Raw genomic sequence first — 14,149 nt, forward strand, 5'->3', positions numbered from 1 at the left:
TAATTATAATTTTAATTTTTATTGCAACTAAATTTAGTCTTATTAAGTTGATTAATCAGTTAAAATATTAATTATTAACTTAATTTAGTTTTAGAGTATTTTATAAAAATGAATTCAATTCAACAAATGTTAAATTTAACTTATGATCAGTGTTGTGAATATTTAAAGCAAAAACATGGATTAGTTAAAAAAAATTATTTTTCTAATGAGCAATGTTTAAGTTCTGTGCAATCAATTAAAAGAACAAAAACAGATGGTCTATTTATTCATCATATTGATGAAGATAAAGCAATTATGTTATCAGATCCTAAATTTGCAATTAAAAATCCTTTTGCTTATCAATTAGCTAATCGTTTAGTTTATTGTGATTATTTAGAACATTTAGTACTTCATATTAAAATTTTAGAATATCCTCATAAAGATAAAAATCCTCATGAAAAAGTTGGTTATGGTGGTATTTTTAACTTTTTAATTCCTGAACTAAATGACATTTATTCAAATTGTTGTTATCAACAAATTTGAAAAAAGAAAGCAATTGATTTAGTCATTAATCGCAAATCAGATTATCTTTTATGTCTAAAATATTTAATGACTCATTTTGACATTCCTTTTGAAGCATACACTAATGTTGCAATTAAAAATGCTTGTAAAGCATCTTCTTTTTTCATTGAATCAGAAAAATTAGAAAATTTAGTGTTAGAAATTAATGATCTTTATCAAACAGCATTAGCAACTTCAAAAAATAGAAAAAAAGTTTAATTGCAATTTAATTATTAATTAGTAGAGAACAAATAGTAGACAACAAAAAATCCCTTCTAACTATTAAATAAGTTAAAAGGGATTTTAGTTTTTTGCGCGGCAATATCATTCAACAATGACCCAATTCTGCTTAACTGCTATGTTCGGGATGGGAATAGGTGTTTCCAGAATCGTATCGTTACCGCACTAATGATCGCTTTTTGGCAACTAAAAATAGACATTAATCTTTATGATTATGATTTAAAACTATTGTAATAATTAATTAAAACAATTAATATTGTCAATCCAAATTAATCGTTATAAATCCTCGAATGATTAGTATTGTTCAGCTCAATACATTACTGCACTTACACTTACAACCTATCAACGTTGTTATCTGCAACGATTCTTACTTGCTTTTACACAATGGGAAGATTATTTTAGAAGTTAGTTTCACACTTAGATGCTTTCAGCGTTTATCTATGCCATACATAACTACCCAGCCGTGCCACGGGCGTGACAACTGGTACACTAGAGGTATGTTCAACCCGGTCCTCTCGTACTAAGGTCAAATCTTCGCAATCTTCCTACAGCCACTATAGATAGGGACCAACCTGTCTCACGACGGTTTGAACCCAACTCACGTATCTCTTTAATCGGCGAACAGCCGAACCCTTGGAACCTGCTTCAGCTCCAGGATGAGATGAGTCGACATCGAGGTGCCAAACAGTGTCGTCGATGTGAACTCTTGGACACTATCAGCCTGTTATCCCCAGAGTAGCTTTTATCCGTTGAGCGATGGCCATTCCATTCTGAACCACCGGATCACTATGACCTAGTTTCCTACCTGCTCGACGTGTAAGTCTCGCAGTCAAGCACCCTTATACCATTACGCTCAGAACACGATTTCCAACCGTGTTGAAGGTACCTTTGCGCGCCTCCGTTACCTTTTGGGAGGCGACCGCCCCAGTCAAACTGCCCACCTAACACTTTCTCTTGCCGTGATTACCAGCATAGGTTAGAAAAAATACAAAAGAAGAGTGGTATTCCACGATCGACTCCACGAATTCTAGCGAACTCGTCTCACAGTCTCCCACTTATTCTCTACATCCATTGGACGTTTTCAATATTAAGCTACAGTAAAGCTTCATGGGGTCTTTCCGTCCCGTAGTGGCTAGAGAGTGTCTTCACTCTCACCAGGATTTCACCGAGCTTACAGCCGAGACAGTCAAGAGATGGTTACACCATTCAAGCGGGACGGAATTTACCCGACAAGGCATTTCGCTACCTTAGGACCGTTATAGTTACGGCCGCCGTTCACCAGGGCTTAAGTTAAGAGCTTCGCATTGCTGCTAACCCCCTTCATTGACCTTCTGGCACTGGGCAGGTGTCACCTCATATACATCGGCTTGCGCCTTAGCATAAAGCTGTGTTTTTGATAAACAGTCCCCCCTCGCTCTTTACTGTGACCTACAATAGCAGGCATCCCTTATCGCTAACTTACGGGATCAATTTGCAGAGTTCCTTAGCTGTAATTAACTCGATAGCCTTAGGATATTCTCCTTGACCACGTGTGTTCGTTCTTGGTACGGATAACATAATTGTTTAATACTAGAAGCTTTTCTTGAGAATATGGTGTCACACAACTTCGCTACTTACTAATAGTGTTCGCTCCTATTCATACATCATGCTTTTCTTAAAAGAAATAAAGCGGATTTGCCTACTTTATGCACTAAATATTTAAACAGAAATCCAATAATCTGCTTGTGCTAACCTCTTCTGTCACTCCATTGCCAAATATGTTAGTATAAGAATTTTAACTCATTGTCCATCGACTACGCTTTTCAGCCTCATCTTAGGTTCCGACTCACCCTGGGCGGACGACCCTGCCCCAGGAAACCTTGGTCAATACGGCTTGAAAGATTTTCACTTTCATACGTTACTCACGCCGGCATTCTTACTTGTATACCGTCCACATGTGTTCACACTCATGCTTCATCCAGTATACAACACTCGTCTACCGCTATGTACTTTTAAATACATAACCCGCGAATTCGGTGTTAAACTTAGCCCCGTTACACCTTCGGCGCAAAAACACTAGACTAGTGAGCTGTTACGCACTCTTTAAACGATGGCTGCTTCTAAGCCAACATTCTAGCTGTTTTAGTGTTTTAACATCCTTCTCCACTTAGTTTAACTTCGGGACCTTATTCGACGGTCTGGGCTCTTTCCCTTGTGACAATGAAGCTTATCCCCCACTGTCTGACTGCTAGAGTAGGCTTGTTGGTATTCATAGTTTAATTTCATTCAGTACACGAAGGCCGCGCCATCATGAATTCAGAGCTTTACCCCCAACAAACCAATAATCTAACGCTAGTCCTAGAACTATTTCGACGAGAACCAGCTATCACGGAGTTCGATTGGAATTTCACCCCTAGCCACAAATCATCCGCTGTCATTTCAACGAAAGTCGGTTCGGTCCTCCATTTGGTATTACCCAAACTTCAACCTGTTCATGGCTAGATCACTCCGTTTCGGGTCTATTGCAACATACTAAACACCCTGTTCAGATTCGCTTTCGCTACGGCTCCACTTCTACAGTTTAACCTTGCATGCTACAATAACTCGCCGGCTCATACTTCAAAACGCACGCCATCACCCATAAACGGGCTCTGACTCTTTGTAAGTTAATGGTTTCATGGTCTATTTCACTCCCATCTCTGGGTTCTTTTCATCTTTCCCTCACGGTACTGGTCCACTATCGGAGAATGGTTAGTATTTAGGCTTACCCAATGGTCTGGGCAGATTCAGACAGGATTCCACGTGCCCCGCCCTACTCAGGATACATTTAGGTATAAAACTAATTTCGCATACGGGGCTATCACCTTCTATGGCGTTGCTTCCCAACAACTTCTGCTATTAATCTTAAGTCCATATTAATGTCCTACAACCCTAGAATAAATTCTAGTTTGGCCTCTTCCCAGTTCGCTCGCCGCTACTAAGGGAATCACTTCGTTTTCTTTTCCTCTTGCTACTGAGATGTTTCACTTCGCAAGGTATCGCCTTATTAGTCTATGAATTCAACTAATAATAATAGTCATCTCTGACTACTGGGTTCCCCCATTCGGAAATTGCCGGATCAATCGCTTTTTATCAGCTCCCCGACACTTATCGCAGATTAACACGTCCTTCATCGCCTTCCATTCCCAAGAAATCCACCACTAACTCTTATTAATTTATAACGTTTGTATTGATCAATAAAAATTATTTAATTGTTAATTACTCGGTTTTAATCATCACTACAAACCAAAAAGTTGTTTAAAAATTTTGGTTATAGATCAGAAAGATTGTCTATTTTCAGTTGTCAAAAAGCAATCATCTGAGAAAAACGAAAGTTTTCTCAAATCCGAAGACTATCCCCATTGTATCTTGATAAATAATTACTAAAAAATAATAACTACTTACTTGGTTAGTAGAAAAGTACACTTAAAAAATATAATAAAGGTCAATAATAAAAAATTAATTAAAAAATTAATTTACTTTGACTCCAAAGAAAGGAGGTGATCCACCCCCACGTTCTCGTAGGGGTACCTTGTTACGACTTAACTCCAATCAGTAAATCTATCCTAGACGCATATTCCACTTTGCAGGTTAATTTTGCGGTTTTAGATATACTTACCTCTCGTAGTTTGACGGGCGGTGTGTACAAGACCTGAGAACGTATTCACCGCGATATAGCTGACACGCGATTACTAGTGATTCCAACTTCATGAAGGCGAGTTGCAGCCTTCAATCCGAACTGAGATTGACTTTTGTGATTATGCTTTACATCACTGTATTGCCCACTTTGTATCAACCATTGTAGCACGTTTGCAGCCCCGGACATAAGGGGCATGATGATTTGACGTCATCCCCACCTTCCTATAGCTTTCGCTTCAGTCTTTGTAGACACTTAACTACAAACAGGGGTTGCGCTCGTTGCGGGACTTAACCAAACATCTCACGACACGAGCTGACGACAACCATGCACCACCTGTCACCTTGATAGCCTCCACTATATTTCTATAGCTTTGCAAGGGATGTCAAACCCGGGTAAGGTTTTTCGTGTATTGTCGAATTAAGCAACATGCTCCACCACTTGTGCAGGTCCCCGTCAATTCCTTTGAGTTTCATTCTTGCGAATGTACTACCCAGGCGGGATATTTAATGCGTTAGCTGCGTCACTGAGACTCTAGTCCCAACAACTAATATCCATCGTTTACAGTGTGGACTACTAGGGTATCTAATCCTATTTGCTCCCCACACTTTCAAGCCTAAGCGTCAATTACAGCCCAAGTTCTCGCCTTCGCCACTGGTGTTCTTCAATATATCTACGCATTTCACCGCTCCACATTGAATTCCAGAACTCCCTACTGTATTCTAGATTAACAGTTTCTAATGCAAACAATAGTTAAGCTATTGCCTTTAACACCAGACTTGTTACTCCGCCTGCGCTTGCTTTACGCCCAATAAATCCGGATAACGCTTGCAACCTATGTATTACCGCGGCTGCTGGCACATAGTTAGCCGTTGCTTATTCAAAAGGTACAATCAAATTAGAAGCATTTCCTCTTCTAATCATTTTTTCCTAATAAAAGAATTTTACAACCCATAGGGTCGTCATCATTCACGCGGCATTGCTCCATCAGGCTTTCGCCCATTGTGGAAAATTCCCTACTGCTGCTTCCCGTAGGAATATGGGCCGTGTCTCAGTCCCATTGTGGCTGTTCTACCTCTCAGTACAGCTATGCATCATCGACTTGGTAGGCCATTACCCTGCCAACTATCTAATGCACCGCACCCTCATCCTTAAGCAACGCAAACGCGTCTTTAAAACAAAAAACTTGTGTTTAATGCTCCTATAAGGTATTAGCCAGTTTTTCAACTGGTTATTCCTTACATAAGGGTAGATTGGATACGTGTTACTCACCCGTTCGCTACTAAAGTATTGCTACTTTCGTTCAACTTGCATGTATTAGGCATGCCGCCAGCGTTAATCCTGAGCCAGGATCAAACTCTCATAAAAAATTAACGGATAGTCTTCGGATTTCAAAAAACTTTCAATCACACACTTTAGAAAAGTAAAATGTGACTATATTTCAAAATGTTACTAAATCAAAAATTAAATTTAATTTTTTAGATATGATTTATAACAAGATAATAAGTATAACAAAAATTTTTAAAAAAAATAATTTTTTTTCAAACAATTTTAAAAAGATTTAATTTTGTTATTAAGAACGTTAACAATTACTCATTTAAAAAAATATTTTAATAAAATATTTATAAATTTTGGCTGCAACGTTAGTAAATAATAACAGATTTTTTGCAATTTTTGAAAAAAATTTTTCTTAAATTAACTATTATTTGATCAACTGAGTCAAAAAACTAGGAAAATCCTAAGTTTTTAGGATAAAATGGTATGAAAATTTCTTTGTAAATTCAATAAAAAGGATTAATTTAGATCAAAAAATCAGTTGTTTTATTTAAATAAAACAACTTTTTTTAAACTTAAATTATTATTTTAATTGAAACAAACTTTTAATTGTTGGTTTGTTTTTTTGAATGATATTAAAGTCTGATACATGACAAAAACCAGCTTTTAATAATAAATTAATTGAAGCATAGTTATGTTTAACTGCTTCAGCATAAATTTGATAATCTGGATATTTTTCTTTTAAATAAGCTAAAAAAATTTTAACAGCATACAAACCAATGCCTAAATTTCAGTATTCATTATCAATCACATAACCAATAAATAAATGTTTGTTCTCATGAGAAATCTTAACACATGATACTGTTCCAATCATTTTGCGTTTATAAAGAATACTTCAAACATTAGTATCATCTTTAACACTTTGATAAAAAGCTTCAGTTTCTTTAATTGATGTTACAGGTCCTCATGGTAAAAATTTAACTACTACTGGTTTTTGACCATATGCAAAAATTGCTGGAATATCTTCTTCTTTAACCATGCGAAATTGCACATCATCAACTAAAAATTTATATTGTTTCATAAAAAATCTATTCACTTCTATTTATTAATAAATTAGTTTAAATCATAATCTTATGATCTGAAAACTTATTAGTTATTACAATCTAACTTATTAACATTTTTACTAAAATTATAAGATTTTATCAAGCAAATTACTAATAATTTTTAATCATTATTAGTTTCAAAGTACTGAAATTGATTGTTTTAAAATCAATCTAAATTATTTTCGAATAAAATTTTTAAAGAAAGAAAATAAGATAATTTAAAAAAATATTCAATAAATAATTAAATATTATGAACAATTTAACAATTTCAATTTTCAACTATCATGTTGAATACATTGAAAAATTAAATCCTAATGCACAAAAAACGATTGTTTTTGTTCATGGTTTTACTAGTAATTTTGAATTATTTGAACCTGTAGCACAACACTTAAGTGAATATAACTATTATGCTCTAAATTTACCTGGACATGGTAATACTTTAGAAAATGAGATTCAAGATTTTGATCTTTTAAAATATGCTGATCTTTTGCTTGAGTTCATTAAACTTAAAAAACTTAAAAACGTTCATGCAATTGGTCATTCTATGGGTGGAGGTGTGTGCAGTTTTGCAATTGCTAAAGAACCAGAACATTTTGCTAAACTAATTTTAGTTGCTCCATGAAACAAAACATCACAACAAACTGGTTGAGCAACTTATTTTTATTTTTTTCCTAAAAGTTTAAAAGACTTTTATCAATTAGTTCTAAAATATCAATTTGATTTTGATTTTAATGATTATACAAAAATCAAACAAGTCATTAATTGAATTCGTTTAATTAACTCTAATACTTTAAGAGCAATTGGTTATCGCGTTTTAGGACCTAGTATGTTAACTAATTTTTTAATTGACAAAATTGATCAAGCAACTAAAAAACTGCAATTACCAGTGTTATTAGTTTATGGTGATCGTGATTTTATCATTAATGTTAGTGCAATTAAACAATATTATCAAGCAAACGTGTCTAATTTAACAATTAAAGTTTTTCCTAATACTGGTCATAAACCTTGATCAAACAATTTAATACCATTTGTTAATTTAATTAAAACGTATTTTGATTAATTAAAAAATCAACAAAAAGATTTAAATCTAGATTGTTAAAGTAACTTGAAAAATCGATTTTTTCTAGTAAGGTTAGTAAATCTTGTTTAACTAATTTTGTGCCAACTAATTGTTTTTCTAGTTCTGCAATTGGTTTTTTAGCAAAAAAATCACCATAAATTTTACATTTAACAATTCGTTGTTGATCAATTTCTAATGAAACATCAATTGTGCCAACATTAGTAAAATAACGACTTTGATTATAAGTATATTTTGGATTATTACCATAAACTCATTCTCAGTTTTTGTATTTTTCAACTAACATTTGATCAATTTGAGCCCAATCATGATCAGTTAAATGATACCTTTTGGCTTCACTAAGATCATTAAGATTTAAAAGTTTAGCACAAAATAAGTTTTTGAATTCAATTGATGTTAAATTTTGATATTCTGGTTTTAAATATGGTCTTAAAGCAGTAACGTGGGATTTAACTGATGCTACTGCTTTTGAACTAATTTTTGCTTGATTAGGCTTTAGTGCTAAATCCATTGCCTCATAATCAACATCTAATAATAGTGAATAACCACCATAAATTTTGTCATTAACAATTTTCATTGCTTGACCACTAACTTTTTTATTATTAATAGTTAAATCATTTTTACCACTATATTGAATTTGTTCAACTCCTAATTCTTTTAAAATTTTAATTGCTGGTTGGTATGCTTGAGCAAAATTAGCAAAAAAAGCATCACTTTTTTTAATTAAATAACAAATTCCAATGCAACCTTGATCTAAATAAATTGCCCCACCACCTGTATCACGTCTAACTACTAAAATGTTGTTTTTTTCAATATAATCAGCATTAACTTCTTCTTGTGTGTTTTGAAAGACACCAATTTGAACATTAGGATTAACAACAAATGGAAATAAAATATCATCATCTAATTTCAAATTTTCTTGAACATAAACTTGTAATGCTAAAACAACAGCACCATCAGCAAGATATTTGTTGTTTCTAATTGGTTCAATTAAATACATAATGGTTGAAATAAATTTTCCACTTTTTCTTGAAAATGAATTACTTGATTTTTAATCTTTTTAGGATATTGATAAGTTTTTGGATTAACAATTACTAATAATGCTTGCTCATTTTCTTCTAAATACTGATAAAACGGTAATTTAATAAATTGGGGAGTGACAAAACCAACTCCAATTTCTAGTAATAAAACTTTTTGGTTTTTAATTTTTTTTAAAAAACGCAAATAATTTTCTTCTTGTTGTCTAAAAGTAGCATCTTCAATCATGCCTTTATGTGCCACTCTTTTATTTAATTCTAAAAAACTTCCACATTCAGGACATTTAGGAATTAATTGATAAGGAATTGCTAAATTTTTTTGTTGTTGCACCATTTGATTAATTAAATTTAGATCTTGATAAGTTTGATTAGAACAAAAATGGACACATTGCATTTGACAATATTGTCCTTGAATATAAAACAAACGATTAAGATCAAAACCAGTTTTAATTAATTGTTGATCACTATTAGTTGTAATTACAAAATAATCTTTTTTCTTAATTAATTTTTTTAATTTTAAATGGTTAATCCCTAATGGTTGATCAAGAAAACAATGTTTAACAAAGCGGCTTTGAAACGCTCAATATTCTTGTTGATTAGGATAATCATAAAGTGATGCTTGTAATAAGTCAAGAAAATGATATTTTTGTTGAAAATCAGGAAAATATTGTAATAAATATTTTTGTGAATAATCAAAACCATCAGCACTTGATAGTCCTGCACCAATTCCTACTAAAAGATAATCAGCTTGCTCAATTAAGTTAGTTAATAATGTTAATTGATCATTAATTGTGTGATCAATAATAAATTTTGACACTAAATTAGATCGCATCTTCTAAAGCATTAAATTGAGCAAAATCAACATCTTGAAGTTTAATTAACCAATTTTCTGCAATATTTTCAGAATTAAGTAATAATGGATTAGTAATTGCTGCTTGATTAATAGCAACAACTGTTCCTGATATTGGACAAGTAATGGTCATAATTGTTTTTGATGCTTCAATGCGTAAAATTGGTTCATTAAGATTAATTTTGTCACCAACAACAAATTTAACATAACCAATTGTTCCTAAATCATCTTGTAATTCAGCACTCATACTAACAATAACTTGATCGTTATTTTTTGTTAGGATTAAATAGTTAGCTATTTTTTTCATATAATATATTTTAATTAGTTGATGAAAAATTTTTAATAGTTTATTTTAAAAAATCAAGTTTTTAAGTTATTAGTTGTTAATTACATTAATTATGGTCAAAAATTACCAATTGCTTTTTAGTTCTCATAATTTAAATCATAAAGTTGTTTTGCCCAACCGATTTGTTCTAAGTCCAATTACTTTAAATCTTTGTACTAAAACAGGTTTTATAACACAAGCAGAAATTAATTATGCCTTAAAAAGAAGTCATAGTGCTTGCTTGCAAATTACAAGTGGAGCATATATTAATCAAGCAGGCAAATTGTTTGAAAATGGTTTTGGCATTGATCATGACAATAAAATTAATGGTTTAAAAAAATTAGCACAAGCAATTAAGGCTAATAATGCTAAAGCAATTATTCAACTAGCTCATGCAGGTAGGTTTAGTCAAGTTTTTTTAAAGCAAAATCGTTTTAGTTATGGAGTAAGTTCTAATCATTATCATCTTCCATTTGAACATGATGTGATTGCTATGAGTGAAGAGCAAATTCAGCAAACGATTAATGATTATGCTCAAGCAACTAAACGAGCAATTTTAGCAGGATTTGATGGAATTGAAATTTCTTCAGCACAAAAATTATTAATGCAAGAATTTTTTTCAGTATTTTCCAACCAACGAACTGATCAGTGGGGTAGTCAAAATTTGGTTAATCGCGCTCGTTTTAGTTTAGCTGTTTTTGAAGCAGTGCAAAAAGTTATTGATCAGTATGCACCAAAAGATTTTATTTTTGGTTATCGTGCTACTGCTGAAGAAACAAGACAAGCAGAATTGGGTTATAGCATTGATGATTTTATTTGGTATTTAAATCAAGTTTTAAAAGTTGCTAAAATTGATTATTTAGCAATTGCTAGTTGGGGTAAAGATGTTTATTTGAATAAAGTGCGAACTAAAGGGCAATATTATGGTAAACTAGTTAATCAAGTAATTTATGATTTATTTCATCAACGACTAACAATTATTGCTAATGGTGGCATTAATGATCCAACTAAAGCAATTGAAGCATTAAAACACGCTGATTTAATTGGAGTATCAACACCATTTATTATTGAACCTGATTTTGTTACTAAAATCGCCAATGATCAATTAGATTTAGCACAAATTACTCTTAATGAAGCAAAATTGAAAGAGTTAGCAATTCCTAAAAAAGCGTTTAAAAATTTAGCTGCTTATATGGAATATAGTAAATCAATCACTCAAGCACAAATTGATCTTTTAAAAAAATTAACAGAATAATTGATTTTAAAAAAACACTCTTTTATTTTTTAGGATGTTGTTTTTTTAATTTGTTTTTTATCTTAATTGAACTAAGCAACTATTGTAATTCAACATGAATTCCATAAGTTTCAGGTCCTGTATGAACAAAAACAACTTGAGGAACATCAATTAATTTAATTAAATTGGCTTGAAAATTAAGTTTTTTAGCAACTAATTTAATTAATTTTTCTAGAATGCTCACTGTTCCTAAACCATTGTAAATTAAAACGTTTTTAATTTTATATGCTCCCATTTGACTTAATCTTTTAAAAGTTAAATCAACCATTTTTTCAATTGCACCATTTAAGGTTCGTGAAATGGATTCTAAATTATTTTCATTCTTAAATAAAATGATCGGACGAATAATTTTACTAAAGTATTTTAGTAATTTTTTACTACCCCGACCTGATCGAGCAATATATTTGACATTTTCACAAGTGAAATAATCAAAGTGTTTTTGATCAAAAGTTTCAATAATTGTTTCAATTTGATCAATTTGAAAATTAGGTTGTTTTACTTGATGAGCCACTTGAATTGCTAATGTACTTAAGCCATGACCAGAAGTTAGTGAATCATAAACTAAAACTTTATTAGCTGGAAATTCATCTTTTAGTAAATTAGAACATTGCGAATATTGACTAGAAATTTTTGAAGAAGTTACTAAATAAATTACTTGATCATATTTCATTAGTAAATCTTCAATTAAATTAATCAATAAATGAAATGGAGTCGTACTAGTTTTAAACAATTCGTTTTGAACCATACGTGCACCAATATCCTTATTTTCTAAAGTGTTAAGCAAATCATTACCTGCTTGATCAATCACATTTAGGGGCAGTAAACTAATGCCATGGCTTTTTGCTTCAGATGCTGATAATGTACATGAAGTATCAGTTAATACACAAATTTTTTGGGTCATAGAATATTAAATAATTGTTTTTGAAAAACCTTGATTTTACAATATAAAAAACGTATCTATTTTAATACCAAACTATATCATTGTCAATTAAAAATTGCGTTACTAATTGATTAACTTCTGTTTCAGTTTCTAAAGTTAATGCGTGAGCTACTAATTTTTGACATTCTTTATGATTTAGTTTGGAAATAACATATTTGATTTTGGGAATTGAACTAGCTGACATAGAAAAAGCATCTAAATTTAAACCTAATAATAGGGGTACTGATAAAACTTCACCAGCCATTTCACCACACATACCAATCATTTTATGATTAGCATGTGCTCCATCAATTGCTAATTTAATCATTGTTAGTAATGCTGGTGAATTTGGTTGGTATAAATAATTAACTTTATCAGACATTCGATCAACTGCAAAACTATATTGAATTAAATCATTGGAGCCAATTGAAAAGAAATCAGCATGTTTAGAAAAAACGTGAGCAAATACTGCTGTTGTAGGAATTTCAATCATCATGCCAATTTGAACATCACCAACTGGAATATTGGCTTGGATCATTTCAGTTTTTAAATCTAAAGTAATTTGTTTGGCTAATAAAAATTCATCTAAAGTAGCCACCATTGGAAACATAATGCCTAATTTACCATGAACACTAGCACGTAATAATGCTCGTAACTGTGTTTTAAAAGTTTCACGCAAATCTAATGATAATCTTAGAGCACGATAACCTAAAAAAGGATTCATTTCTTTAGGAAACTCAAAATATTTTAAATTTTTATCACCACCAATATCAAGTGTGCGAATTAGCACTAAATGATCAGGAATTTTTTCTAAGACTTTTTTATATGATTGATATTGCTCTTCTTCACTTGGTCAATTAGATGAATCCATATATAAAAATTCACTACGAAATAAACCAATTGAACTTGCGCCATTAACTAAAACCCGATCAACATCTTGATCATGACCAATATTACCTTCAACTAAAACTTTAACACCATCTTTAGTAACTGCATCTTGATTTTGGTATTTAGCTAAATTTTCAAGATATTTTTGGTACTGATTTTTTTTAGTTAATCAGTGATTTTTAGTTGTTTCATCTTTAATAATTTCAACTACTCCACTAGTACCATCCATTGCTAAAACAACATTATTTTCAACTTGTTCAGTAATGTTTTTTAAAGCGACAACTGCAGGTATTTCTAAAGTTCGTGCCATAATTGCAGCATGACTAGTTCTTCCACCAATATTATTTAAAAAACCTTTAACAAATTTAGCATCTAATTGTGCTGTTTCACTTGGGGTTAAATCATGAGCAACAATAATACATTCATGATTAATTGTTAGTAAATTAGGTAATTGAAGATTTAGAGCAATTGCTAATAAACGTTTTTGAATGTCTTGAACATCACTAGCTCGTTCTTTAAAATACTGATCTTCCATATTAGAAAAAATTTGATAGTAGTTCTGATAAACTTGTTGGATTGCAACTGCTGCTGGTTGTTTTGCTTGAATTAATGATTTAATTTCTGTTTGAATTTCAATATCATCAATTAGTTGTTTATGAGCTTCAAAAATCGCTAATTTATCTTCTTTTAATTTACTTTGAGCAATTGTGATAATTTGATCAATATCAGTTTTGGCTTTTTGACATCAAAGTTGATATTTTTCTAGTTCTGATTTTTCATCAGTAAAAGTTTGATTACTTAAATCAAAATTTAATTCTTTAATCACAAAAGCTTTAGCAATTGCAATTCCACTACTTGCACCAATTCCTTGTAATTTATTGTTCATAGTTGTTAATCCTTCATAATAATTGACTTCTAAAAATTCAATTAACTAATTGTTTTTAA

Annotated in this window: 9 protein-coding genes and 3 rRNA genes; 3 read left to right on the forward strand and 9 right to left on the reverse strand. The window is 31.5% G+C overall.

All coding sequences use genetic code 4. The features are described from left to right. The first annotated feature begins 108 nt into the window (after positions 1-108). Entirely contained in the window at positions 109-759 is a 651-nt protein-coding gene (locus MCAV_RS03750) for a hypothetical protein (protein ID WP_391591784.1), read from the forward strand. A 94-nt stretch (positions 760-853) separates the two neighbouring features. Here MCAV_RS03750 and rrf read toward each other — a convergent pair. The 4 genes from rrf to MCAV_RS03770 form a co-directional block, all read right to left on the reverse strand. After that, positions 854-945 (reverse strand): 5S ribosomal RNA (gene rrf / locus MCAV_RS03755). 109 nt (positions 946-1,054) lie between these two features. Beyond that, positions 1,055-3,980 (reverse strand): 23S ribosomal RNA (locus MCAV_RS03760). Between the two features lie 311 nt (positions 3,981-4,291). Continuing rightward, positions 4,292-5,803: ribosomal RNA gene (locus MCAV_RS03765) — 16S ribosomal RNA — on the reverse strand. The 16S, 23S and 5S rRNA genes sit together here, the layout of an rRNA operon. A gap of 490 nt (positions 5,804-6,293) precedes the next feature. Next, entirely contained in the window at positions 6,294-6,791 is a 498-nt protein-coding gene (locus tag MCAV_RS03770) for a GNAT family N-acetyltransferase (RefSeq protein ID WP_391591785.1), read from the reverse strand. Positions 6,792-7,063: 272 nt separating this feature from the next. Here MCAV_RS03770 and MCAV_RS03775 point away from each other — a divergent pair, with 272 nt between their 5' ends. Further along, positions 7,064-7,873 (forward strand): alpha/beta hydrolase, encoded by an 810-nt coding sequence (locus MCAV_RS03775; RefSeq protein ID WP_391591786.1) that lies wholly within the window; start codon positions 7,064-7,066, stop codon positions 7,871-7,873. On the opposite strand, the gene MCAV_RS03780 is transcribed toward MCAV_RS03775, so the two are convergent. Genes MCAV_RS03780 through MCAV_RS03790 form a run of 3 tightly spaced genes read right to left on the reverse strand, consistent with a single transcriptional unit; the run spans position 7,854 to position 10,085 of the window. Then, entirely contained in the window at positions 7,854-8,891 is a 1,038-nt protein-coding gene (locus MCAV_RS03780) for a lipoate--protein ligase (RefSeq protein WP_391591787.1), read from the reverse strand. The genes MCAV_RS03775 and MCAV_RS03780 overlap by 20 nt on opposite strands. Then, a complete protein-coding gene (locus MCAV_RS03785) occupies positions 8,882-9,745 on the reverse strand; it encodes a deacetylase SIR2 (protein ID WP_391591788.1) in 864 nt (287 codons plus the stop codon). Before MCAV_RS03785 ends, MCAV_RS03780 begins: the two co-directional genes overlap by 10 nt. Positions 9,746-9,749: 4 nt before the next feature. Further along, complete coding sequence (locus MCAV_RS03790; protein WP_391591789.1) at positions 9,750-10,085, reverse strand: glycine cleavage system protein H; 336 nt, start codon at positions 10,083-10,085, stop codon at positions 9,750-9,752. A 91-nt stretch (positions 10,086-10,176) separates the two neighbouring features. On the opposite strand from MCAV_RS03790, the gene MCAV_RS03795 reads away from it, so the two are divergent. Next, positions 10,177-11,358 (forward strand): NADH-dependent flavin oxidoreductase, encoded by a 1,182-nt coding sequence (locus MCAV_RS03795; RefSeq protein ID WP_391591790.1) that lies wholly within the window; start codon positions 10,177-10,179, stop codon positions 11,356-11,358. Positions 11,359-11,437: 79 nt separating this feature from the next. Here MCAV_RS03795 and MCAV_RS03800 read toward each other — a convergent pair whose 3' ends face one another. Continuing rightward, the gene (locus tag MCAV_RS03800) at positions 11,438-12,298 is read right to left on the reverse strand and encodes a DegV family protein (protein ID WP_391591791.1); all 861 of its coding nucleotides are present in this window, start codon (positions 12,296-12,298) and stop codon (positions 11,438-11,440) included. 61 nt (positions 12,299-12,359) lie between these two features. After that, the gene (gene ptsP / locus MCAV_RS03805; RefSeq protein ID WP_391591792.1) at positions 12,360-14,090 is read right to left on the reverse strand and encodes a phosphoenolpyruvate--protein phosphotransferase; all 1,731 of its coding nucleotides are present in this window, start codon (positions 14,088-14,090) and stop codon (positions 12,360-12,362) included. Positions 14,091-14,149 lie beyond the last annotated feature (59 nt).

The sequence above is a fragment of the [Mycoplasma] cavipharyngis genome (genome assembly GCF_042984175.1).
GTDB classification, from domain to species: Bacteria; Bacillota_I; Bacilli_A; order Mycoplasmatales; family Mycoplasmoidaceae; genus Mycoplasma_N; species Mycoplasma_N cavipharyngis.